The following is a 24,870-nucleotide window of genomic DNA, read 5'->3' on the forward strand; positions in this document are numbered from 1 at the left end:
ATGGCAGGATGGTTTGTGACCGTGATGATTGTGCAACCTGTGAGGAATGTCACTCACATGGCTGTAAATATTTCCAGGGGAAATCTCAGTATGGATAAAATGGAGACACATTCCCGGGATGAAATCTCTGATTTGACTGAAAGTCTCAATAATCTTCAGGGCAGTCTCCAACAGATCATCGCACGGTTTCGTTCTTCTTCAAACAGGATCATGAATTTTTCCAGTATGATTCATGATACAGCCAAAGATGTGGCCGACACGGCAAACGGTCTGGATAAACGGGTACAGATTCAGTCCAGAGATTTGCGGAAATGCACAGAAATTATTCAGGAAATGGCTCAGATGATGGAAAGTGTTGTGCATATTACGCGCGAGGGCGCCTCCTTGAGCAAAAATGCTTATCGAGAGTCACTGGATGGAAACCGGCTTATGAGCCAGATGCAGGGGAAAATTGACGAAATCAGCAGGATGACCCGTGAGATTCATACCAGTATTGGATTGATTTATGAATTTGCCAACAACACGGCAATTCTGGCCATCAACGCATCGGTTGAAGCCATCAAGGCCGGCGATTCAGGAAAAGGATTCGGTGTTGTCGCGTCTGAAATCAGAAAACTGGCCGAACAATCGACCACTTATGCCATACAGATCGGAAATCTGGTGGAACGGGCACAATACACTGTGGATGATGGTGTGACTATTACCAAAGCGGTGGATCAATCCTTTCAGAACATTAAAGATATTGTGCATTCCATGTCAGACAGCCAGCAGTCGATCGCGCAGATGATTAAAAACCAAAGTCAGCACAGCCATAATATTATTGTGACAACCATTCATGAAATTGAACGAGGCATGGTAAAAACAGGAACAGAAGCAAGGCATTTGAGTCAATCGGCAGCCTCACAATCTGAAAAAATCAACAATCTCTCAAAAATGACGCTCCAAACGTTGCAGACCCTTAAGGTTTTCAGAATAGGCAGCATTTCGGTCAAGGACGATAATTCATGAAAATTATTCTGGCCGTCAATGAGCCAACCACCATCAAAACATTGCATGAATTGGGGCTAACGATTTCCGTCATTCATCCGGACAATTCAATTGCACAGAAACTTCCGACCGGAGTCCAGTTGATTGAAGGGGATTTTAATGAAGAAGCCACCCTGATTCAGGCCGATATCGGTCATGCTGATGTGTTTCTGGTTTTGTCCCATGATGACGCATTCAACTTGAATGCGGGCTTGATCGCAAAACGTCTCAATCCCCGGATTCGTGTGGTGATCCGCATGTTCAATCAAAGTCTGGCGCATCGCATCAATCAGCTTTATGACAATTTTTTCTGTGTTTCCACATCTCATGTGATTTCTCCAGTCTTTGCTTTCCGATTGGTTTTCCCTGAATACTGCGGCTATTTTTATCACGATGAGGTCTATCATGTTCTGCGTAATCTTACGATTCCCAAACATTCGCCATGGGTCGGACGCAAGGGCAAAGTGTTTGATGAAGGGACCAAAGTTCAACACACCCGGGGCAACGAAGAAATTTTTGATGATGAGGAACCCATCCGTGAAGGCGACTCTGTGATTGTTGCCAAACGGCAGGAATTAGCGGTCAAGCCACTGGGACTTTTTTCCAGAATCATGCACAGCATCAAATCCCGTTTGGAGCCCATCCAGATTTTTGTGCGGGAGTATATGTTTCGTGACACGTTGTTCCGGGTGAGTTCGCTTCTCACCATCACCTTGCTGTTGTTTGCTGTTCCCTATTTCTATTTTGCGCTGGATCTCAATTTTCTCGATGGTGCCTATTTTGCCATCACGATTCTCACAACCATTGGTTTTGGCGACATCAGCTTCATCAATTATCCTGAAATTCATAAGGTGATCGGCATTGGCATCATGCTGATCAGTGCTCTGATCATGGCGTTGGTCACAGCGACCGTGACCAATTTTTTCATGTCTGAACGTCTGTCGAGAACACTGGCCCAGTTTCAGATTCCCCGCATGAATCATTACATTACCTGCGGTTTAGGTGAGATGGGTTCCCAGGTGCTAAAGATTCTCAAGAAGATCGGGATCCCGATTGTGGGAATTGAACCGGAATCTTCGAATCAATTTCTACAGGAATTAAAGGAACTCAAAATTCCGGTTGTTCAGGGCAACGTCAAGGATGTGACCATTCTGGAGTATGTCAACACACATAAGGCAAAAGCGATTTTATTATTGACTCCGGATGATCTGGTAAATCTGGAAGCTTCCATGACAGCACTGGATATGAACCCTGAGATCAGAACCATTATCAGAATGGAAAAAATGGAATCAGGGTTGGGGGCACAGGCAGAAAGTCCGGCAAAACTGTCTTCGTTTTTCTTTGTGTCCGCCGCCTTGGGCGAACCAAGCATCGGCATCATGGAAGATCGTGGCAACCCCTATCTGATTTTTCAGATCAGCGTCGATCATTTTCCAAGATTGCTGGATCAGTCGTTGCTGGATATTTCAATTGCATACGACCTCAGTATTATCATGCATTCCACTGAATGGGATTATCTTAAAAATCTGGATAATAAATATTTACGGGCCGGTGAATGGGCCATTTGCATGGGACGTATGGAGTCGCTGCTGGCATTGCAGCAGAATGAACCATTATCCAATAGCAGTCATCAAGTGTTAATTGAGTATGTTCCTGAAATCAGTTTGGCTCAAGTTTCTTCAATTTTAGCCGATTATCATGAAAGAGACCCTGAGGAAATCCGTGCGACCCTGAAACATCTGCCCTGGGTTGCGTTGGAAAAAGTCTCGCTGGCTCAGGCGCGGGTGCTTGTAAAACAATTGCAGGCACTGGGAGTGCTGGCTCACGCTTTAAAAAATCAGCAGTCCGGTGTGGATCAGCTATTGTCAGAATTAGGATTATAGGATAACAACCAATTTTAGGGCCTGTGTTAAAAGTCGACAGTGGTAAGTTCTCAGCTTTCAGTTCTCAGTTTTTTTGAACCGATTGAAATTATTATGATTTTCATATAAATCTAAAAGGTTCTTTGAAAAAGAAGATATTCAGAAAACTTTAAATTTCAATGATTTACTAAAAGCTGAAGGCTGATAACTGAAAACTTACAACTCTTGAGTTAAAAGAAATGATTCTGACCATGAGGACAGGATGCGTTCAGTCTGGAAAACATCGCCTTTGACCGAGGAGGATTATGCAAAAACCGATCTTGTCTATTGTGGTTCCATCTTACAACAGTGCGCCGTTGTTGCATCGCTGTTTGAGAGAACTGGAAAACCAGAATGCCAGCAAGCATCTGTTTGAAGTGATTATTGTCAACGATGGCTCAACCGATAATACTCAGGAAGTGCTGAGTTCCATCGCGCAAACCACCACGTTGCGGCTACAATTGTTTCAGATTCCACATAGCGGCCCGGCTATTGCCAGAAATCATGGCGTGCTTCATGCCAGGGGCGAATGGATTGGTTTTATTGATGCGGATGTCTCAATTTCAGCACAGTGGGTGCAAACAGGATTGAACCTGATTCAACAGTATCCTGAAGTCGGCGGTTTTGAAGGTAAAACAGAAATTGTGCCCCGGGAACTGGTGACACCGTTCACACATCAGACATCCAATACTTACGGGGGCCGTTATCCCACATGCAATTTGATTTTACGCCGCTCCTTGTGTGTGTTTTATCCAGGCTATAAAATCCCGTTTCGTGAAGACACGGATCTCGCTTTTTGTGTGTTACAATCGGGTTATCAAATTCGTTTTTGTGAAGACCTGCTGGTTTATCACCCACCATTGACGCCTCAATACTCAAGACCCCTGGCGTTGGCACTCCGGTATTATTATGACGGATTGCTGGCCAGACGTTTTCCTGAAAAATACAAGAATGATGTGGATGTCCATCAGGTGATGGGATTCAGAATTTCACATTTAAGACGAAAAATTTATAATGTTTTTGTTTTTTCCCAAATGCTGTGCCTGCTCATGATACCGATTGCGTCAGTTCCACCAACATCGCTCGTGGCGGTGAGTCTGTTTCATTTATTTTGTTTTTTTCTGGTTGTCACTGTTCATTTGGTACACACAAAACTGTCCAGCCTCAGATTTACAGATTTACTGATTCTGACCATGATCACTTATTGGGTGCCGTGGGTGATGCTGGTTCAACGTTTAAGGGGATTCTGGCATTTTAGAAATATTTCCGAGTTCACGCCTGTTTCGCTTGGAAAAATAAAATATCCCTTGCCTGCCAATGTCATTCCTTTATCCACATTGTCTCCCATCAGGGCCGCGTCACCTTCTGTATTATACCGTAAGGCGGATTGAATTGTTTAAGAACGCATTCATCTATTGCGTTCTTCTGCGTGAATGTTTATGAACAATGAAGAATGAAATAATCAGTCATTGTTCAGGGGGGAGTCGATATCTTATGAGTTACCGACACATTGTCATACCGTCCAGATCCGAGTTGTATTGCCCTATCTGCCACATGGAGGATGAATGCAAAACTCATTGTGTGGAAGTCTGGAAGGGCGAACAGCGGATTGATCATCTGACCATCATCATTGAACAGAATCAGGGGATGATCACTCCTGCGTTTCGGGAAAAATTTACGCATATCGAAAATTGTTTTGAAGGGTTCTATCGTGTGAGTTGGTATGAGGATGCTCCGCTCAGGCATTTGCCATTGTTCAGTGGAAAAATACTCGACACACCCTCTACTTCTGAACAATGGCATGCACTGTTTCATCCACGGGGAATTCAGTTGCTGGAAGTTTACAATGAACTGATTGTCGCGCAAATCCGCAAACCGGACCAGATACGAAAGATTCTGCGAGCCATGCGTCAAACGCCTCAGAACGTCCGGCATGAGTCAGGTGGGTTTCAGCAACTATCACTGTTTTCCATGGATGACATTGCCCAGTTTCAAACGGAAAATAAAATGACCGAACAAGCAATGATGGAGGAGGTCACGTCGTTATGCGACGCTATTGAACCTGAAAAATTAATGGAAGAAATTTTAAAGAACCTGACATGATTTTTAACAGCAGGGGCCGATGGGTTGAAAACCATTTCCTGCAGGATATGACAGGGCTATCGTCGATTGCGTTATGGAGGTAGATGGATAAACAATTATTGGAAAACCTTTCAGCGGAAGCTAAAACCTGGCTGGCACATGCCATTGCTGGAATGATCTCAGCCGATGGGGTGGTGGATAAATCAGAGATGGTTTTTTTAAGAGATGCCATCGGGTTCATGGAAAATGTGGAAGACGTGAATGCCCTGGTGAATATGGTAAAGGCAAAGGAAAAACCTGAATTGCAAAATCTGAAAATTGATCGAAAAAACGCCTTCCTGATTTATTGTGAATTGGGACGTTTGGCGGTTGTGGATCAGAAATTGTCTGTGCCCGAGGTTGAGTTCCTGAAATATGCAGGGAGTAAACTGGGTTTTCCTGAAATGTTTTGTAATGAGTTGGTCAAATGGGCTTACGAACTGATGAGTGTTTTGAAGCAGGAAACACAACTGATGTATCAGGCCGAAAAAATGCCTCCGGTCTACAAAAAATAGCAGTATATCTGTTGCTTGGCTGTTGTGTGTCGGCCTGCGCGCCATCAAGGAAATACCCCAATCCGTATGCCAATCCTGTCGTTCAGCGGGATTATCTGATGTGGGTGGAAGATTATCAGTCAACTTCCAATTATTATATCAACAGGGCTAATGATTATAAACTCACACTTCAACCCATGGAATATCAGCAATTTGTAAAAGATCATCAACGTCGATTGCATTATACCAACGTCAAGTATGTCCGGAACCGTTTGGAATATTATAAACAATATTGTAAATCAGTACCTGCCTGCAACAATGCTCCTGAAGAATCCGCGGAAGCTTCTCAATAAACATCAAATAATTATCTTTTCCTGAAAGATAATGCCTGTTACGATCCCTGTACTTTTTTATAGGCACCGTTATATGATTCAATAGTTGTAAGTTTTCAGCAATCAGTGAAGGCTGAGAACTTGCAATCGTTGCGTTATGTAATGTCAGCAACGGTATGAAGGTTTCTATGCAATTTTTCAGGGGAGAAGGGGAGTATGTCAGTCTCTGATCAGAACGATACGTCTGTTCTGGATATCAAGGCAAATATCACAGAGGAAGAGATACCGGCAGATTATGCGGTGTGGATGGTCCATGAACTAAAGCACAATATCAGGGTGTATGTTTCATGCAACAGTTCCGATGAAGAACGACAGTTGCTGGAATACGCAATGGAAGATATCGAACATTATCATGGTGGTCAGACAAGGAAATCCGGAGACCCTGTGATTATTCACCCGTTACGGGTGGCATGGGCGATCTGTAGAGCCGGACTTGACGCTCCAACGGTTATTTCATCGTTACTCCATGACATCATCGAAGATACAGAAATCACCAGGGAGGACATCACAAAACGTTATGGCGAATGGTATGCCTATATTGTGGATGGTTTGACGAAAATCAAGTATTCCAAAGACTCCCATGGCAAGCAATCGTCCAACCTGGAAGCAACCTACCAGAAGATCCTCATCACTGCTGTCAAGGATGTTCGCGCTTTGCTGATCAAACTGTTTGACCGGCTCGACAACATGCGCGATCTCAGTTTTTTATCACGAGCCAAACAGCGTCGAATCAGCCGTGAAACCATGAACATTTATGTGCCGATGGCACGTCGTTTAGGACTCGAAGAACTCAGTCGCGAACACACCGAACTGGCTTTTTCATATCTGTATCCCCGGAGGTATCGACAGGTTCTGCGGGATATTGACGACCTGATGCGGCAACGTGATCCGGCAATCCATGATATGCGGAATTCCTTACTGGAATTACTGAATAACTATAAAATCCACGACACCGAAATCCAGATCATCTATGAACACCCTTCCTCTTATATTTGCAAAGCAGGCCGGGTTAGTAAAATACTGGGCGGTTTCAGAGTGTTGGTGGCCGAACCTATGATGAGCTATCAGGTGCTTGGCGTTTTACATACCAATTTTAAGGCAGTCCCGCTGAAAATTCGTGATTTTATCAGTAATCCACGATGGAATGGTTATCAGGCGCTGCAAACAGAAATTGATCTGTTTGGAGAATTGGTCTGGATTGAAATCACCTCACGGGAAATGCACGGCTTGAATCAGCATGGCATCATGGCCCACTGGAAAGGCAGTCATGCGGCGCTGGCAGAATATTATCAGAACTATTTGCAGCAACTGGAAGATTTAACCGGAGACAGTGATATCCGGATGAATGATGTGCTCCAATTTGCCAGTACAGAACAAATTCATGTCTATACCCCCAAAGGCGATATGCTGACCTTTCCCAAAGATGTCACGGTTCTGGACTTCGCTTATTATATTCATACTGATCTCGGCAACACATGCGCTGGCGCGATCATCAATCCCACGCCCTTCGCCCGGGTGAACCAGGCAACCCCCAAGAGAGTTTCCATTGATCGAAAACTGCTCAATGGGGAACAGATTCAAATAGTGAAAGATCCCACTATTCGCCCCTCCCGGGCCTGGCTGGAGCAGGTTTTTACTCCAAGAGCGAAAATGCAGATCAAACGGGCCATCAATGCTGAAAAAATGGGCCGTGCCAAAATGCTTGGCCAGGAACTGGTGAGTCAGGATCTCAAACTTTTCGGAGTGGATTACGATGAATTTTTTACATCAGAAGAATTCACCAATGCTTTGCGGATAGAACACCTGAGTCTTGAGAAACTCCTGATTGATGTGGGTTTGCGCAAACGGAAAATCCGTGATTTTCTGAAAAATCATGAACTTGTGTCTCAGCAGAAACTTGAACGTCGTGAACGGATGGAGCGTCTCTTTCTGTTCAAAACGCAAGGAATGCTGATGATTCGGGATCTGGATGATATTCTGTTTCAATTTGCCGCGTGCTGTTCACCTGTTCCCGGAGATAAAATTATTGGCTTTGTTACTGAACAGCAGGAAGTTGAAATTCATAGAAATGTATGCCCTGATTTGAAGGCCATTGCTCAGGAGGCGCTCATTGCTGTAGGATGGGATTTGCCGGAAGATTATGTCTGTGCTTTCAAGTTATTGCTTTTGACCAAAGATGCTCCGGGAACCTTATATCGGATCACCAAAGTGATCAATGATGCCGGCATCAGTATTTTTGACAGCGCAAGCTATGGAGTTGATCGCGGAAACGCGGAAATTCTGATCAGCCTCGAACCGGCCTTGTGGCGCACCAGTTACAAGATCATCGAACGTCTCAGAAGTATGAAAGGTGTTCAGAAGGTCAGTGGTGGAAAAATTAATTACGCAACGGTGCCTTAACAGGATCAACTGCTTTTAAGCGGTGGTAATCCCTGTGCCTCAAGAATTTGCTGATAATTGCCCAGGAGTCCCCGTTTGTCATATTCCTCCGTCAGTTTGCTCATCAGTAGCGACTTTCGTCCACCCAACAGAAATTCCTTAAACACAGAAGGTGGGATTTTTAATTGTTCCTTGAGCGAGAAGGCATAGAGGCAGATTTGCGCGTGATCCAGCAGTATTTTTTGTTGCATCTGACGCATGTTTCCGATTCCTGACAGGAGCTTGATGCTGTTGCCGTAAGCGACAAGACATTTTTTCAAGGCGTTTTTCATACTCGAATTCAGATATTCCGAATTGAGTTCAGAGGGGAGAAGTTCACTGTTCAGATGCATCAGGTCCACTCCTTTTACCGCAAATTCTTCCTGCACTGTCATATTTTTCAGTTCATTGCCCCAAATGCAGGCTTCCAGATAAAAAGGGAGAGGACTCAACGGGTTCAGTTTTTTCATGGTTTCATCAATGAAACGAAATAATTCGGGATGCAAAAACTCAACCTCCATGAGCGACATCACAATGCCGGTAAGATTGCGTTCAATTTGCAACCGTGTATCCTTGATGGTTTTTCCGCGTTGAGCCGGCAATGTGCCATCCAGGGCTTTCTGGATTGTCGACATCTGGATGGACTGGATAAAATCGGTGGTTGGGAGCTTGTCAATCGGAAGTTTTAATAATTTGGTCAACAATCGTTCATTGTTATGCACTGCGGTGAACTGTGGATTTTTATTGGCATTTCCCACTTCTACCCCCTTGCTCATTTTTTCACGGGTGGTTCGAAATTTGGACAGCAGTTTGTTTTTGTACATTCTGTTAGCGGAAACCAGCAGTTTGAGATTTCCCACATCAAACGACCCCAACCCCAACGGCATTGCCAGTTGCATCATCATCTGTTTGATCTGCTCCGGTTCAAAAGCACGTCCTGAAGTCATCACATTAGATGCCAGCAAAACTCTTAGCGCATGTTTGCCCGGTTCCCGTGTCAGCTCCTCCACAATGGCGAGATTCTTTTTAGTTGGCTGAAACACTGCGATTTCCTGTCCACTTTTACGTGCGCTGACCTGGCTGAAATCTGTTTTTCTGTTTTTGAAAATAATATTCTGGAAAACCTGGCTGGCGGATGTCAGCAGAGAGTTGTTTTGCTGCTGTAATTCTTCCACTCTTTGACGGAATTCATTATAGTAGAAACCACCAATATCAGGAATGGTACGAACAGATGTCACATCAAATTTGGTATTCAGGAAGCTGTTGTTCTGTTTTGCTTTGGCATTGTGCTGTTTAATCGTGCTTTTTGCGGATGCCATAATGGTGTCTCAGTCTTGTTTTTGAAAGTTAGACTTCAGTCAGCCATTGAAGAACTGTCTGTTCATCAATCACCGTGATTCCAAGTTTTCGCGCCTTGTCTAGCTTGGAACCCGCGTTTTCCCCGGCCAGGACATAATCTGTCTGCCGCGAGACACTTCCTGTGATTTTGGCGCCTTGCAATTCCAGACGGGCTTTCCATATTTCTCTGGGTTCAGAGAGTAACCCTGTGAGTACAATGATTTTGCCTGACAACCGTGAATTCCACAGGGTTGCTTGTTCAGGTTCAGGAGTCACACCTCTGGCCAATAGCGTTTCAATTTTCAAGCGCTGTTCATTCTGTGTCAGAAAGGACATTACGCTGTCGGCGATGACACTGCCGATTTCATCAATTTCCAGCAAGGCTTCACGGGTATTTTCCCGGAGTTCCAGCAAAGCTTGTGCGGTTTTGAAATGTCGCGCCAGCAATTTGCCTGTTTTTTCGCCAACATGCGGAATTCCCAACGCAAAAATAAACCTTGCCAGCGTACATTGGCGTGATTGATCAATATTTCGCAGCACATTTTCCGCTGATTTTTTCCCCATGCGATCAAGGGCTTCCAGTTGTTCCAGGTTGAGACTGTATAAATCTTCGACATCACGGATCAGTTTTATATTCAGCAACTGATCAATCAGCGCAGGGCCGATGGTGTCAATATTCATTGCTTTGCGCGATACAAAATGCAGAATTTGTTCTCGTTTCCGGGCTGGACACAGGTTGTTGGGACACCTCCAGTCCACTTCTCCGGAAACATGAACAGTAGTCGTCTGACAAATCGGGCACGTTTCCGGAGGTGTAATTCTGGATTCGGGTGTTCTCCTTCCCGGGGTTTCAACCTGTATGATTTTAGGAATGATTTCTCCGCCTTTTGCCAGAATGACCTGATCCCCAAGGTGAAGCTGGAGTCGTTCCACCTGATCATAATTATGCAGAGTGGCACGGGACACGATGGTGCCGTTGAGTTCCACCGGGTCAAGAATGGCCACCGGTGTGAGAACACCTGTGCGGCCCACCCCGATCTCAACAGATCTTAGTGTGGAAACGGACTGTTCTGCTTCAAATTTGATGGCCTTTGCCCAGCGTGGCGATTTCTCAAGATTCCCCAGTTGTTTCTGGAAACGGAAACTGTTCAGTTTGACCACCATTCCATCAATATTGTAGTCAAGTTGATCCCTGTTTTGTGACCATTGTTGACAAAAATGAATGACTTCCTCGATGGAGGACGCATTCAGATGCAAAGGATTGGTAGGAAAACCAAGTTTGGTGAGCGTGTTGATATTTTCAGAATGTGTATCAGCCAAGGGTCCCTGCACCATGTTATAGGCAAAAATTTTCAATTTCAGTTTTCGAACTTCGCGGCTGTCCAGGGTTTTTAACGTCCCTGCCGCGACATTTCTGGGATTCATAAACAGTGGAAGATTGTTTTGTTCCCGCTGACGATTGATGCTTTCAAACTGACTTCGCTCCATATAAACTTCGCCCCGGACTTCCAGGGAGCCGTCATAATCAATTCGCAGTGGCAGGCATTGAATCGTTTTGATGTTGGTTGTCACATCATCTCCCCGGGTTCCGTCACCACGGGTAATGCCGGCCTTGAAGTGACCACCTTCATAGATCAGTGAAATCGAGGCTCCATCAATTTTCAGTTCACATACATATTCCAGTTCAGACTGGTTCAGTAATTTTTTAAGCCCTTCATCCCAGGTTTTCAGATTTTCATCCCAGGTTTTCAGATTTTCATCCACATGCGGAAATTTGGAAAGACTCAGCATGGGAATCTGATGGGTTTTAGCTTCAAATTTAAGCTGGAGACCCGGTGAGACCCATACGAGGGGGGAGTCTTCGGAACGCCCTTGAGGATGTTTTTGTTCTGCTTCCATGAGCAACATTTTTAAGTGATCATAAGCAGCATCGTCTATTTTTGCGGGACCCGTATAATAGGCGATATTGTACTGATGCAGAAGCTCCCGTTGCTGATCCAGCGTTGCTCTGGAAATTGTATTGCTATTCATAAATTATTCATGCGAAAAAGGTTGGAGTTGTTTAAGGATTGTAGCCTTTTGATGAGAATGTATGAAAACTGTTTCATATTTGCCAGCAATACGTTTATCTCTTGTCACTTTTTTTATGGTGATTTGTGGAATCTATCTGCTTCAGGTATTTATTGATATTTCTTTGCCAGATTCAGGGAACTTTCACAACCCTATCGTGCAGGAGATGCTAAAAAAAAGCACACATTCAGAATTAAGAACCTGGGCCACAGATTTTCCACGCTGGTTATTAGCGGTCAGTGGCCACAATACCGTTCAGGGATATGTGCTGTTTCTGAAATGGAGCGCAACCTTGTTGACTCTGGGTTTAACCTGGCTGCTTTGCGGTATTTATTATGGTATTCTGTCTAGCATAACCATCACTGTGTTGCTGGGGCAACCCTGGATGGAATTGTGGACACCCTCAGCATTCCTGCAGGTGTTCCCATGGATTCTTGGAATCTGGCTGTTGCAATTTCATAATGGGGTTCCACATGGTTTGAAAAAATATATTTGCCCCTTGATGGCCTCAATAGTGTTTATGCTGGATCCGCTGACTGGAACAGGACTCCTTGTTTCAGTGAGTTTCTATTTGTTATTCTGGGGACCCGGTGTTGGTATTTCCCGTGGAAGCTACAAACGGCTCGCACGCTCACTGACTTTTTATATGCGGCTGTTATTGCTGGCGACCTTTGCTGTTCCAGTCATTGTTTATGGCTGGAGAATATCAGGAAAATTGTTTTCAGAATTTTTTCTGCTGCCTTTAACCATAATTTTGCTGGTTTCCGGCGAGTATATCTGGAGCCGTCGCTTCAATCCCGACAGTCCCAAATTTTTTATAGTGAGAATTCAGTCCCTGATGTTGTTCCTGTTATTGACCTTATCAGGCATTGCGGCTGGATTGATGCTCAGTTATGGATTTTCCGCAAGTGTGCACTATCCAGGGAATTTATTGAAAACAGAATTCATGACCCAACTCCCCCTTGTGTCTCACACATGGTGGGAACAGCCGGAATACCGTGATTTTATGCACTTCAGTTGGATTGGCCTGCCTGTCCTGACGTCCTTGTTGATCGGTCTCATCTGGACCTTGAAACTGTTGTTTCCCAACGAAGTTCTATTCCTCAGATATCAGTGGCATATTTATAAATCACAGGCGGTTTCGCTGATGATGCTGTCCTTGATAAACGTGTTGATTGCGATGCTGTTTGTTCCGCAAAAATATTTATCCCAGGTCAGTTTTCTATATATCCCCCTGTTGTTTTATGCGATTTCACAACTGGAAGCTTTTTTTATGTCGCCCTTGTCCCCATGGAAACAGCGATTTCAAGGGATTCTTGCCACAATATTGATTTTATGGCTCAGTCCACTTTTTTATAGTGAAAACCTGAAAATAATCTGGGAGTTGGTCTGGGAAACTTTATGACTCCTTTTCTAATGACAGGGCGACGGGATCACCCTTACGTCAAAATATGGGATACCTGAAATAAAAGCGAATTAGCAGGATCGACCAACCGGTCGCCCACACATCAAATCATTCTGAAGGAACAAATGATCACCAGTAATTTCCAGACAGGACGATCTCAGGGAACAGATCTTTATGCCGAACAGGTTAAAAAAGTAGCGGTTCAGTGTCTTGTCGCCGCATGGGATAATTATGATCAGGCTTTGGACTATCAGTTAGAAATGCAGTGGTCTAAATTGCTGGAGTGTCTGTTCAATGCCATTCATGGTGCGGTTGAATGCGCTACGATTCTGTATAGTTCGTCGCTGGAACTGCGGGCTGAATATGATTTGATTCGGCATTTACTGGATACTAAACCGCAATTTGAAGCATGTCCCCGGGATTATCTGGAACGTTATCTGTATTGGAAAAGTCATCGAAAACAAGTTGTTTCACAAAAACAACTGACTGATGAATTTCAACTTTTTTTTCAACAAACAAAATTGTTTCTTCAATGTGTGGAACTGTTTTATCAGAATTTCAGAGAACAAATTTATTATACTGCCACAGAACAGCAGTCACGATCGGTGGTTCGCTGGCTGATTTTAACCTTTCTGCTCGCCGGAATCGCACTGATTTCCGGCTTTTACATTTATTTTGAAGTTGCTGATGAATCTTTTGTAACCGTGGTGCCAATGGCTTTTCATGCCAGAAATACCACCAGCCAGGTGGTATGGCTCACAACGGATGGCAAGCCGCAAGAATATGAAACAGTATGGACTTCAAATAATCCTGATTCAGTTGCAATCAAAATTTCTGGCATCCATCACCTCAACATGATCTGGCATGAAATCCGTTTTCTGGATGCCAGTGGACAGGTTGTTGAAACGGTTGATTTTCAGAATCAGTTGGATGCTTGGCATTTTTCTGAACCCTACCAGGTAGAGCGCGATGGATTGCATTTTTCTCTCCGGTCTGGACAGCAACTGAATGTGCGTTTTCCTGTAGATCGGTTACAGTCCGTGATTTCCGCTAAAATAAATGTGACCGCAGTGGCGTTACCGACATTTTCCCAATGGCTGTTTTATTGACAAAGGCCTTTATGAAAACCAGCGTTGAAGAGTTACCAGTATTGCCAGAATGGTTGGCGTCCATGTTTCCTTTCAAACGAAACATCATAAGGGTCAATGGCATGCCCATCCATCTGGTGGATGAAGGTTCAGGACCCATCGTGATGCTGTTTCACGGGAATCCGACATGGTCGTTTTTGTGGCGGAAAATTATCCCTCTGCTGACGTCCAAAGGACTCCGCGTGGTGGTTCCTGATCTGCCTGGATTGGGATTCAGCCATAAACCGCTCCGGCCTGAGGATCATTCGCTTGAATTTCATATCCAGACCATGTGTGGGCTGGTCCAGACACTCGGAATTGAAAAAATGGTCATTGCCGCACAGGATTGGGGCGGACCAATCTCATCCGGGGTTGCCGCCAGAATGCCTGAAAAAATCACAGGGGCTGTTTTTGCCAACACTGCTGTTCTTCTTCCCAAACTTCCAATCCGGACCACACAATTTCATCGTCTCTCCCATGTGCCGTTTGTCAGTGATTTCATGTTCCGGGGATTGGCGTTTCCACTGCCGGTATTGAGTCAGGTTCAGGGCAATAAACGCTCAATTGGATTCCGTGAGCATTTGGCTTATTTTTATCCGTTGCGGCACATCAAGGACCGCTCAGCCATGTTGGGACTGGCCCGAATGGTCCCGGATAACGCCTCCCACCCGAGCCTCCAACAACTGGCACAGAGCGATGCATGGGCGCGGTCATTTAAAGGCAAAACCGCGTTTATCTGGGGAACCCGCGATCCCATCATGGGACGGGCCTTGAGCCGTTTGAAACAGGCAATACCCCATGCTTCTGTGACAGAAACTCCCGCAGGCCATTTTTTACAGGAAGAAGTTCCCCATGAATTTGCCCAAAGTATTTTATCTGTAATTGACTGACTACAGCCCTTTATTCTTGAAGGAGAGGCGTTTATGGAGCACCAAACGAGCTTGATGTATGTCACCATGCCCAACATGGAAGACGCCGGAAAACTGGCTGAAAAACTTGTATCAGAACGGCTGGCCGCCTGTGTGAATCTGATTCCGGGGATGCAGTCTTTTTATTGGTGGAACGGGGAAATTCAACAGGCGCAGGAAGTGATACTGCTGGCCAAGACAACTGTGGAACGGGTATCTGAATTGACGGAATTTATCCGGAAGCAGCACCCCTATGACTGTCCCTGCGTGGTGGAACTGCGGATTGCTTCGGGCAATCCGGATTTTATACAATGGATTACCAGAGAAACTCGTTAACGCTCGGAAAGATTGATGGGGGATGACTGGGCAATGGTGATGAGATCATTTTTTATTTTCACATTGAGGAAATGTTTCTGAAGTTCCGCACTATATTTTTTTCGGATAAAATTCCTGATGACCCTGTATTCAGGAAATGACAGCGTCTTTTCATAGGCATTCACAAATTCATCATTGCGGTTCAACACGAAATGTTCGATGTCTTTGGGTTCCGGGTCAGTGATGTTCCCCATTACGGCGGTTCCCATGGCGATGCTGTAATAAATTTCTTCAATCAGATTCCAATAGGAAATGAGACTTTCAAAGTATGAGAAATTTTCCATGAAATGATTTCTCAATGTGGTGCATTTCTCAAAAAACAACCCGGGATTGATGTTGTTATATTTATCAGTCAATTTACGAACATCCTTATTCACTTCGGTTAAGGGCGCCAGCATTTCACGGGCTTGCGGATACAGTCGTTCCAGTTGTGCCACCCGTATTTCAGTGACCTGATTTTTTTTGTGCAGTTTGTTAAGAAAACTTGCGGCGGCTTCGGGTTCCAGATCCAGGGCAATCATATAGGCAATCGAAATAAACCGGCGTCCGGGACGCATGCCCGGCATCTTGGGAATTAAAAACTGGAGCGGAACTCTGGCAAACTCAACCATTTCAGGAAATGTCAGACTGCTTCGAAGTTCCCAGTTCTGGACAATCAGGTCCAGAACATTGCTGTCTTGAACAATCACAATGTTCAAGGCGTTCTTGTTTTTGTCTCTCAACTCCTCAATTGAATTTGCCTGTGTCAGATTTGGAATATCAATCAGTTTCGGACCTTCTTCTTTTTTGGGTGATTTTGAAGGTGATGGGGCCGAGGGCGCTTTTTGAGAATCCTTGATCTGCTGGGCGGAAATCACCAGGCCTTTGGCGGGTTTCCGGAATTCGGGTACTGGAAAGTTGACGGGTTCTCCAAACACTTTACGGATTGTTTCCGGAATGGATGAATCTTCCAGAATTTTCTTTTCGCGGACTACTTCCGTGATGGTGTCATACCCATTGATCATCCAGTCACGTCCTTGTGACTCTGTCACTTCTGTAGAGGTGAGTTTGTTTGAAATAAACGCATACATGTCCGCAACAGTTTTAATGCTCAACACACAGTATTCTTCAATCACCCGTTTTCGCTCCACGGGCGTCAGCATTCCGACAAGCACAGCCTTGCGCATGGGCGAGGAGATTTCCTTGTATTGCAAAAAGAATTGTCTGGGGTTCGCGGGTGGCAACAGCAGACATTTTTGTTCATGCTGAGTCACTTCCGAAGTTTGTTCGAGATCTGAATAATTCAAGGTGGTTTTGTTTTGAAATTCGATAAATATTTTTTGGAGATTCCATGGAATGGAGATTCCATTTTTAAAATAGGCCATCAGCAAATTGCTGAAAACGATGTACATGCGTCGGAAATTATGAATGTCATATCCCTGAATGTTGCGGGTTTGACGCTTGTTGAGGTATTCAATTGTTTCCAGTGCGTCGATGAAGCCGTCCTTCTCTTTGTTCTGTTCTTTGGCAAAGGCTTCAATCAGTCTTGGTTGCAGATCCTCCAGTTGCAGGATATAACGGCAGAATTTATAGATCCAGCGCTGGATAAAAATATGAATGTAGGCTTGTCTGTCGTCTTCATGGATATTCTTTTTGTAGGACAGAATTTCCTTGATCAGATCCGAAACTCGCAACAATCCATAGCGCAGAAGAATGGCATCCATCATGCGTGGAATGACCTCATTCTGTTTGGGTGCTCTGATCAGCGCGTAATATTCCATGGAGGCTGCACGTTCCGTGTGTTTTTCCAGCATACTCCTCAATGCTTCAATATCCTCCTCACTGCCTTTCGGGAGAATTGAGCCAACAATCTCATAATATTCCTGATCAAACCGCAGATTCTGCTCAAGGTAAAAATTGAGTTCATCCACCATTTTATCAGCATTGTTGAACGCTACTTCCCGCGTCAGCAATTCTTTGGTAACTTTTTTGTCTTTGCTCATAGTCGATCATACAACAGAGTGTCTGGAAGATACATGACCGGCCTTCATGCAACTTTATTTCCAAAGCATCACTATTCAGAAAAGTTTATTCTAACAAAACAGCTTTTGCAGGGTTTACACAAAGTGCTGAAACGATCGGGTTTCCGTTCGATCTGGTGATGCTTGAGACTCTAATGAACGCACCCTGAAGGTTTCCTTCTTCAATTGTTTGGACAGGCGATCCGGTAGAAGTGGAATTTTGTTCATAGTTGCCTTGTTAATAAGAAAAGACTGTGCAGAATATTTTCAATTCAAACCGCAGGATCATCTGCACGTGTTTAATCACTATCAATCCTGTTTTGAATGAACAAAACCTGAACTCATTGTTCATTGAAACCATGGATGATACTAATTGACTCTCATGATTGAGGAAATACCATGAATAAAAAGCAGGTTGAAGAAGGATTTCGTCTTGTTCTTGATGGACTTGGCGTTGATTTGAAAAGTGAACATTTCAAGGATAGTCCCCATCGTATTGCCAAAGCCTGGACCAATGAACTGGCTTCCGGGTTAAAAAACCAGAATTTCAAGATGACCACTTTCGCGGTGGCAAAAAATTATGAGCCATCCATGATTGTGCTCCAGCATATTCCGGTCAAATCCATTTGCGCCCATCATCTGTTGCCGTTTATTGGTGAAGCAACTGTCGCATACATCCCGGACAAGCGGCTTTGCGGACTTTCCAAACTTTCCAGAGTGGTGGATTTTTTTTCAAGACGCCCCCAGGTTCAGGAAAATCTGACCAGCGATATTGCCAGGTTTTTAAATGAAAATCTGGTTCCGCAAGGGGTTGGGGTGATCATCAAGGCCTCACACATGTGCATGGAAATGCGCGGTGTCAATCATCAGGGGATGATGACAACCTGTTCTCTTTTGGGCTGTTTTATGGATGATGGCGTGGTTCGTAATGAATTCATGGCGTTGGCACAATCCAACACACCCCTGAAAATCTAGAATCGAGGCTTCATGATCCGGTGTTGCGCGAATCACGCTTTGTTCCCGTCGGATCGAAATGTGGACGTCTTGTGAATCATGATTAGGAGAAAAATCCGCGTTTTTAGAAAAATTTTTCTTGTGGAAGAGATATTCCTCTGATAGAGGCAACCAAGTATGGTTTTTTGAGTCTCATTTTTATGTTAAATCAAGTTGTGAAGCAATGAATACAAAGAAGGATTGTTATGATTCCTGACAAATCAAATCCCAAATGGAAACAACTGGTGACCGGCGCATTGCCCCATCAGTTCAAAGTAGTACCAGCCGGCATGTTGATCAGCCGATTGTTGCGTGAAAGTCAAAAAGACCGTTCAACCGCCAACATCGAAAGGTGCGTTAAAGAAGCTCATGAGTTTTTTATCAAGTATGAGAGTTTGCTGGGTAATGATATTAAAGCGATTTTTGGGTAGGAGTAACTATGTTAATGAGTATTGAGGAAACACGGAAAAAAATTGAAGAAGGCGAAATCCTGTTTCTAGCGGGTGACGAAGACTTGTTGAAGCAACTTCCCCGCGGAAAATGGATTGGCGGCTCAATTCCTTATTTTATGGACACTACTGGAGGGATTACCACCAAGGACAAGATCTTTGCCAGTAAACCACCAGCTTATTTGAAAGATATTCAGATTCAGTGGTATAGCGCTGCGAAGCTCTCAAAAATTACCGCTGATGCCCCTGAAAACGGCTTTTCTGTCATCATTATTCCAGCGACAAGCAAGGCCCATGTCGATTATGCGGAAAAGGCACCGGGCTTTGAAAATATTTTTCTGCGTCCGATCATCGGGTGGATTGCGGGTGTGCATCTGAGTGATCTTGGGAAAATTACCCCCAAAACATTCAATGGCATGACTGGTGACAACTCTGACCAGGATGCGGTGGTGATGCATGTTACTTTGCCGCCTGACAAACTTGCGTCCATTGGTATTGTCAATATTTTCCAACAGGGCAATGGCGACACGATCACCTTTGATACAGAAGGTTTCAGTGTCAATGATTGTTACATTAATGGTAAGAAACAGAATTTTGCGGATTATGTTTTAGCCAATAAAATTGACACACGCTATCCGTTGGTGGCCAATTATTGTGGTGCCATGGTCAACGTGAGTTTCCAGGCCGTTCTTGAAGCGGAAAAAATCGTGAATTTGTATGCGCCCGTATTTCAGCATGTGGAATACAAACTTGCGGCACCTGTAGCGGACTATGTGAAAGATTTTCAGGCGGCTGTGCCGGCTGAAGTTTCCAATCCCGCGTTTTCCTGCAACTGTATTCTGAATTTTCTTTATTCAGAACTGGAAGGCAAAAAAACAGGCGACATCATTGGTCCCATGACATTTGGTGAAGTGGCCTATCAACTGCTCAATCAAACCATGGTTTATGTCGATATCATGGATGTTTAGATAAGACAGGCAACACAGCATTTTCCCGGCAGGACTCTGCATCATGCAGTGTCCTGTGCCAGAGGAAACCGCAGGATAAAACTGGTTCCCTGATCAGGGGTGGTTTCAACCTGCATGTTGCCATGCAGTTCGTTGATCGTGTTCTGTACGACATCCACCCACCCCCCCTCTTCCGGATAAATCAGTGACTTGTTCCGCTGTGCTGAATCCCGGTAGAAAAAAATTTCCACACAGTGTCCTCGTCGGCAGTGTCCCCGCCCAATGGCTAAGGTTTTTTTCCGAATTTTCCGAACTTTGTAGTTGGAATAAATCATCTAATTTGTTAGAGGTCGATATACCCAATCCTCACTCATTGATAGCTCTTCGGGAATATGTTGTTTGACCTCATACGCTTTGATTATTTTTTCCCTCGGGTGTTTCTCCTGCTGGTGAATGCCTGTGTGTTATTTTTTCTGGCCTCCCTGATCATCCAGACGGGGAGGGAAGAACGAAAACATCAGTTGCTCAGCATTTTCCTGATCATCCAGACAATTTCCTGTCTTAATTCTGCGTTTCGCCATCTGCTGATATCCCATCAACTGGCATTATACATTGTCAGGGGCGATGCCATGATTTATCTGTTCAGCATTCCTGTCGGAATTCATTTTATTCATAAAGTCGTGGGCCTTCAGAATCGTCAATGGCTACCCCGATTCCTGTATCTGTTTATTTTATTTTCATTGCCGCTGGTTTTGACCCCGTATTATATTTGGGGAATACAGGAAACTCCCTATGGTCTGGGATGGAGGGGCGGATGGTTTCAAAAAACAATTAGCCTCACAGCGTTGCTGGTCGTGTGTTATGGAACCGCATTGCTGATCAAACAGTTACTGCGTAACAATTCGGTCAAAAAACAGCAGGAGTTGTGGTTTGTTCTGGGTGGGTTTGCCTCAAATGCCATGTTGCAGATCATCTCTGCCATTCTGAATACTCTGGAGATTCGTATTTATCCGATTTCAGATTTTGCTTTTATTCCAATGCTACTGATGACCTACGGCGTCCTGCGTTACCGTTTTCTGGAAACACAACAAAGCTGGATTTCAGAAAAAACACTGGCAAAAGTCATGTTCTGGTTTGCGTGGATGGCGCCATTGATAGCGCTGGTTTACATCGCGCTGATTCCTGAACAATTGCTTCTGCCGGATGTCTATGATCGGGTGATTCATTATGGATTGCCTTCGCTGGTGACCATTGTGACCTGTTTCGGACTGGCCTCATTTTGTTTGTCCGCGGGTTTCATGCAGATGGATAACCGGTTGTTCGGAATTACATGCCTGCTCTGGGGAGGACTGGGCATTGAGATGCTGTTTCATCATGTCCTGGGCGATGCGACGACAGACCTTGTCATCACAAGGATTGATCATTTTTTTCTGGTTTATCAGGTGCCGGTTTATATGCATCTGATCTATACGCTCATCGACAGGCAACACCGGAAATTGATCGTGTCCAATTATCTGCTGTCTTTTATGCTCATGTGCACGGTTCCTACATCCTGGTATTATCAGGATACAATGCGCTCGTTTTCCTGGGGATGGTATCCCGTTCCCTCCTGGGGATTTCTGATTTTTTCAGTCAATTCAGGAGTCATGTTGCTCTGGGGCCTGTTTTTGCTGTGGCGTGCATGGCGGGTGGACACAACTTCAGAACGAAAACAGCAGTTGGGTTTTATCTTTGCGGGGATTTCCTTTGTGGCGCTCCTCAATCTGGGCAGTGCGTTGCCTGTTTTCGGTATTTCGCTGTATCCACCCGGAAATTTTACCTTTCTTCCCATGTTCATGATGGCCTGGGGAATATTTCGTCATGATCTGCTTAAATTCAATCCGTATACAAAAAAAAGGATACTCGCAAAAATTCTCACGGGTTGTACCTGGCTGGGATATGGTGCCTGTGTTCCTGTGTTGTGGTGGACGTTACGGGATCTTCCACCGGAATACATCCTGGAGCGCATCATTCCTTATGGTTTGCCGCCGCTTGTTTCGTTTCTGTGCGCGTTCACACTTTCATTCATGTTGCTTAAATTCGCGCCCAATCAGCAGGAAAGTCAGGTGTTCAACCTGATTTGTCTGTTGTATGGCTTTCTGAATCTTGATATTTTTCTGAACAGCATTGTGCCTGATAGTACCATTGGTCTCCGTCTGGCACGGTTGAATCACTTTTTTTTCGTGCTCACGTTAGGTCTCAATCTGCATTTGCTGTTTCTGCTGACCAGGCGCAAACGGCATCAATGGCTGGTAAAAGTCGGTTATGCCATCAGTTTCATGATGGTGCCTCTCAGCCAGACATCCTGGTATTTTCAGGGGATGTACCGTTATGAATGGGGATTTTTCGCCCAAAAATCAGTTCTGTTTGACTTCATGAGTCTCTGCTGGACCGGGGGAATTATCTACAGTGTCATCATTCTGTTCAAGCACTACCATCACAGTGTTCAACCGTTTGAGAAGCATCGTACACTCTATTTGCTGGCAGGATGGTTTCTGTCGACAGTGATGCTGTTCGGCAATATTCCCGCAATGCATGGCTATGAAGTGTATCCTTCGGGGAATTTTTCTTTCATTCCGTTATCTGTCATGGCTTATGGCATGATGGTGCACAACCTCAAGGAATTGCTCGCCCTCATCCGTACAGGAGCCTATTGGATTCTGCTTGGGATTGTATTGGTTTTCACCATGTTCTTTCTGGAGAGCCTTCTTGCTTTGTGGCATATTCCGACGCCATGGAGTCTGGTTCTGGAAGTCATGGCCGGTCTGAGTGCTTATCTTATTCTCAAGCGGGTTCTGATCGCTGTATTGAACGTGTTTATTCCCCCCGAAACAGTGTCTTTTCAACAAAATTTTGATTTTCTGATAGAACTGCTTTCACAGTCCACCCGTTATCGGGAAGTGTTTCAGTTTGTGAGTTATTCCCTGTTTAACAAGGTATCCGCTGAACGCTGTGCGGTTTTGGCTGTTTCTCAAGGTCGGACAGAACTTTCGGGTTGGGACTACCGGAGTTTCCAGACAGGTTTTTTTGAGCAGGCCAACCCGGTGTACGGAGCCGAAGAACCCTTGCAATTGAGCATCGCACACCCTGTTTTCGCTAAAATTGTACAGCGAAACAAAATTTATTTTCAGGAGGAAATCGCACAGAAATTATTCCTCCTGGACATTCTCAATGAGGCAGGGGACAGAGTGACGCAGGCGGAGATCATTCATCCCATTTACTATGAAGAGCAACTCATTGGTGTGATTCTGCTGGATGAGAAAACAGATGGATCGCTGTTTTCGTTGATGGAACAAGATTTTATCCATCAGATCGGCAGTGCCCTGGGCCCCTTTCTCAACAGTATCCGTCTGACTCAGGGGTTGGAAGACAAAGTAGAGGAAAGAACCCGACAACTGGCTGATGCTCACAACGAAATGTCACATATCAATCAGGTCATGGGTCTGGTCAATTCCACACTGAATATCCAGGATGTGATCATGGCTGTCATGCAATCCCTGGTCAATGTGTTGAATTTCAACCAGTGCGGTGTGTTTCTGGTGGACTCCGAAAAACAGATCATGAAAGCGGATGTTTATTACGGATCAGGAGTGACTCATGAAATAGCCAGTCAGATTCTGCAAGTGGAATTACCTTTCAAGGCTTATACAAGCTATATTTGTGAAACCTGCCTGAATCAGGAAATTTATTATTTTTCCCCTGTCACTCCTGAAATGGTTTCATGCTTTTTTCAGGCGGATTACAATTTTCATCAAATAAATCCTGTCGCCTCCTATCTTCTGTTTCCTTTAATCATCCAGAACAAAGCCATCGGCACACTGGTGTTTTCGCACTCAGAGGAACCTTTTTCTCTTGAGGAGCAGGATCTTGAACGAATCCAGCGGTATGTGTCCCAGGTTGCGTCGGCGGTGCACAACGCTCACTTGTATTCGCAACTGAAGCAAACCAGGTTTCAACTGGCGGAATCCCAAAAAATCATGGCGATGACACAGACCTTTCAAAAATTTGTACCACAGCAGTTTTTGCGCAGAATTGCTGGTGAAAACCTCGAAGAAATCGCGCTGGGTGTTGCTCAAGGTGATTTTATTACGGTGCTGTTTTCCGATATCCGGAATTTTACAGGTTTTTCAGAAACGGTCACGCCTCAGGAATTGCTGAATTTTCTCAATGCCTATTTTCAGCGAATGAGTGACGCAATTCATCAGTGTCAGGGATTCATTGACAAATTCATTGGTGACGCGATCATGGCCTTGTTTGATTTGCCCGACCAAACAGATGAACAGGAAGCCGTTTGCGCCATTCATGCGGCAATCACCATGCAGAAAGCGGTTGCGGAATATAACCGGCACCGGGCGCAATCAGGGTATCATCCCGTCAAAACCGGAATCGGGATCCATAGTGGTCCTGTGGTGATTGGAACAGTAGGATCCCGTGACAGGATGGACAGCACAGTATTGGGGGACACGGTCAATGTGGCCTCACGTCTGGAAAGTCTGACCAAACAATATGGTGTGCCCATCATCGTCAGCGGCCATACCATAAAAATGATCCACTCCATGAAATTGTTCAGTTACAGGGAAATTGATTATATTCAGGTTCGGGGAAAATCAGAGTGGGTGACCATTTATGAGATTTTTGACCATGATTCTGCTGAAATTCGGGAACTCAAACAAAAATCCGGAACGCATCTTCAGATGGGCTTAGCCCATCGATACGTTCAGGATTGGGCCTCCGCAGAACACCATTTCCAACAGGCACTCCAGATTTATCCGGAAGACCCGGTGGCCAGGTATCATCACAATCAATGGCAACAGCAACTAGAGACGCTGTCGCCTCAAACGCCGCTTGTGCAGTGATTCCGGTTGAG

The 24,870-nt window shown here is 44.8% G+C and carries 19 protein-coding genes; 15 read left to right on the top strand and 4 right to left on the bottom strand.

The window, feature by feature from the left end; all coding sequences use genetic code 11:
* The 7 genes from HQM11_14440 to HQM11_14470 all read left to right on the top strand — a co-directional run bounded on the left by HQM11_14440 (nucleotide 1) and on the right by HQM11_14470 (nucleotide 8,334).
* Nucleotides 1-1,008 carry a methyl-accepting chemotaxis protein gene (locus HQM11_14440; GenBank protein MBF0352228.1) on the top strand — a complete coding sequence of 336 codons (1,008 nt, stop codon included), beginning with the start codon at nucleotides 1-3 and terminating at the stop codon, nucleotides 1,006-1,008.
* Nucleotides 1,005-2,909, top strand: coding sequence for an NAD-binding protein (locus tag HQM11_14445; GenBank protein MBF0352229.1), 1,905 nt, complete (start codon nucleotides 1,005-1,007; stop codon nucleotides 2,907-2,909). The genes HQM11_14440 and HQM11_14445 overlap by 4 nt, the downstream gene beginning before the upstream one ends.
* A gap of 284 nt (nucleotides 2,910-3,193) precedes the next feature.
* On the top strand, nucleotides 3,194-4,318 hold the full coding sequence (locus HQM11_14450) for a glycosyltransferase family 2 protein (protein MBF0352230.1): 1,125 nt from the start codon (nucleotides 3,194-3,196) through the stop codon (nucleotides 4,316-4,318).
* Between the two features lie 103 nt (nucleotides 4,319-4,421).
* Entirely contained in the window at nucleotides 4,422-5,030 is a 609-nt protein-coding gene (locus tag HQM11_14455) for a hypothetical protein (GenBank protein ID MBF0352231.1), read from the top strand.
* An 83-nt stretch (nucleotides 5,031-5,113) separates the two neighbouring features.
* Nucleotides 5,114-5,563 (top strand): hypothetical protein, encoded by a 450-nt coding sequence (locus HQM11_14460; GenBank protein MBF0352232.1) that lies wholly within the window; start codon nucleotides 5,114-5,116, stop codon nucleotides 5,561-5,563.
* 26 nt (nucleotides 5,564-5,589) lie between these two features.
* A complete protein-coding gene (locus HQM11_14465) occupies nucleotides 5,590-5,895 on the top strand; it encodes a hypothetical protein (protein ID MBF0352233.1) in 306 nt (101 codons plus the stop codon).
* Nucleotides 5,896-6,090: 195 nt separating this feature from the next.
* Complete coding sequence (locus HQM11_14470; GenBank protein ID MBF0352234.1) at nucleotides 6,091-8,334, top strand: bifunctional (p)ppGpp synthetase/guanosine-3',5'-bis(diphosphate) 3'-pyrophosphohydrolase; 2,244 nt, start codon at nucleotides 6,091-6,093, stop codon at nucleotides 8,332-8,334.
* A gap of 5 nt (nucleotides 8,335-8,339) precedes the next feature.
* On the opposite strand, the gene HQM11_14475 is transcribed toward HQM11_14470, so the two are convergent.
* Together HQM11_14475 and ligA are read right to left on the bottom strand one after the other, a co-directional pair.
* A complete protein-coding gene (locus HQM11_14475) occupies nucleotides 8,340-9,671 on the bottom strand; it encodes a hypothetical protein (protein ID MBF0352235.1) in 1,332 nt (443 codons plus the stop codon).
* A gap of 28 nt (nucleotides 9,672-9,699) precedes the next feature.
* On the bottom strand, nucleotides 9,700-11,721 hold the full coding sequence (gene ligA / locus HQM11_14480; protein MBF0352236.1) for an NAD-dependent DNA ligase LigA: 2,022 nt from the start codon (nucleotides 11,719-11,721) through the stop codon (nucleotides 9,700-9,702).
* Between the two features lie 61 nt (nucleotides 11,722-11,782).
* On the opposite strand from ligA, the gene HQM11_14485 reads away from it, so the two are divergent.
* The 4 genes from HQM11_14485 (at nucleotide 11,783) to HQM11_14500 (ending at nucleotide 15,536) form a co-directional block, all read left to right on the top strand.
* Entirely contained in the window at nucleotides 11,783-13,165 is a 1,383-nt protein-coding gene (locus HQM11_14485) for a hypothetical protein (protein ID MBF0352237.1), read from the top strand.
* Nucleotides 13,166-13,290: 125 nt separating this feature from the next.
* On the top strand, nucleotides 13,291-14,274 hold the full coding sequence (locus HQM11_14490; GenBank protein MBF0352238.1) for a hypothetical protein: 984 nt from the start codon (nucleotides 13,291-13,293) through the stop codon (nucleotides 14,272-14,274).
* Between the two features lie 11 nt (nucleotides 14,275-14,285).
* A complete protein-coding gene (locus HQM11_14495) occupies nucleotides 14,286-15,182 on the top strand; it encodes an alpha/beta fold hydrolase (protein ID MBF0352239.1) in 897 nt (298 codons plus the stop codon).
* Nucleotides 15,183-15,215: 33 nt separating this feature from the next.
* On the top strand, nucleotides 15,216-15,536 hold the full coding sequence (locus HQM11_14500) for a divalent-cation tolerance protein CutA (protein MBF0352240.1): 321 nt from the start codon (nucleotides 15,216-15,218) through the stop codon (nucleotides 15,534-15,536).
* Here the strand turns inward: HQM11_14500 and HQM11_14505 are convergent.
* Nucleotides 15,533-17,557: a hypothetical protein gene (locus HQM11_14505; protein ID MBF0352241.1), complete on the bottom strand. Its 2,025-nt coding sequence runs from the start codon at nucleotides 17,555-17,557 to the stop codon at nucleotides 15,533-15,535. The genes HQM11_14500 and HQM11_14505 overlap by 4 nt on opposite strands.
* A gap of 417 nt (nucleotides 17,558-17,974) precedes the next feature.
* Between HQM11_14505 and folE the strand changes: the two genes are divergently transcribed.
* The 3 genes from folE to HQM11_14520 all read left to right on the top strand — a co-directional run bounded on the left by folE (nucleotide 17,975) and on the right by HQM11_14520 (nucleotide 19,985).
* Nucleotides 17,975-18,550, top strand: coding sequence for a GTP cyclohydrolase I FolE (folE, locus tag HQM11_14510; protein MBF0352242.1), 576 nt, complete (start codon nucleotides 17,975-17,977; stop codon nucleotides 18,548-18,550).
* A gap of 224 nt (nucleotides 18,551-18,774) precedes the next feature.
* Complete coding sequence (locus HQM11_14515) at nucleotides 18,775-18,999, top strand: hypothetical protein (protein ID MBF0352243.1); 225 nt, start codon at nucleotides 18,775-18,777, stop codon at nucleotides 18,997-18,999.
* Nucleotides 19,000-19,007: 8 nt separating this feature from the next.
* On the top strand, nucleotides 19,008-19,985 hold the full coding sequence (locus HQM11_14520; protein ID MBF0352244.1) for a hypothetical protein: 978 nt from the start codon (nucleotides 19,008-19,010) through the stop codon (nucleotides 19,983-19,985).
* A gap of 41 nt (nucleotides 19,986-20,026) precedes the next feature.
* Here HQM11_14520 and HQM11_14525 read toward each other — a convergent pair whose 3' ends face one another.
* Nucleotides 20,027-20,215, bottom strand: coding sequence for a hypothetical protein (locus HQM11_14525; GenBank protein MBF0352245.1), 189 nt, complete (start codon nucleotides 20,213-20,215; stop codon nucleotides 20,027-20,029).
* 141 nt (nucleotides 20,216-20,356) lie between these two features.
* On the opposite strand from HQM11_14525, the gene HQM11_14530 reads away from it, so the two are divergent.
* Complete coding sequence (locus tag HQM11_14530) at nucleotides 20,357-24,859, top strand: GAF domain-containing protein (GenBank protein MBF0352246.1); 4,503 nt, start codon at nucleotides 20,357-20,359, stop codon at nucleotides 24,857-24,859.
* The last annotated feature ends 11 nt before the right edge of the window (nucleotides 24,860-24,870 follow it).

This window comes from SAR324 cluster bacterium, assembly GCA_015232315.1.
In the GTDB taxonomy this organism is placed as follows: Bacteria; SAR324; SAR324; order SAR324; family NAC60-12; genus JADFZZ01.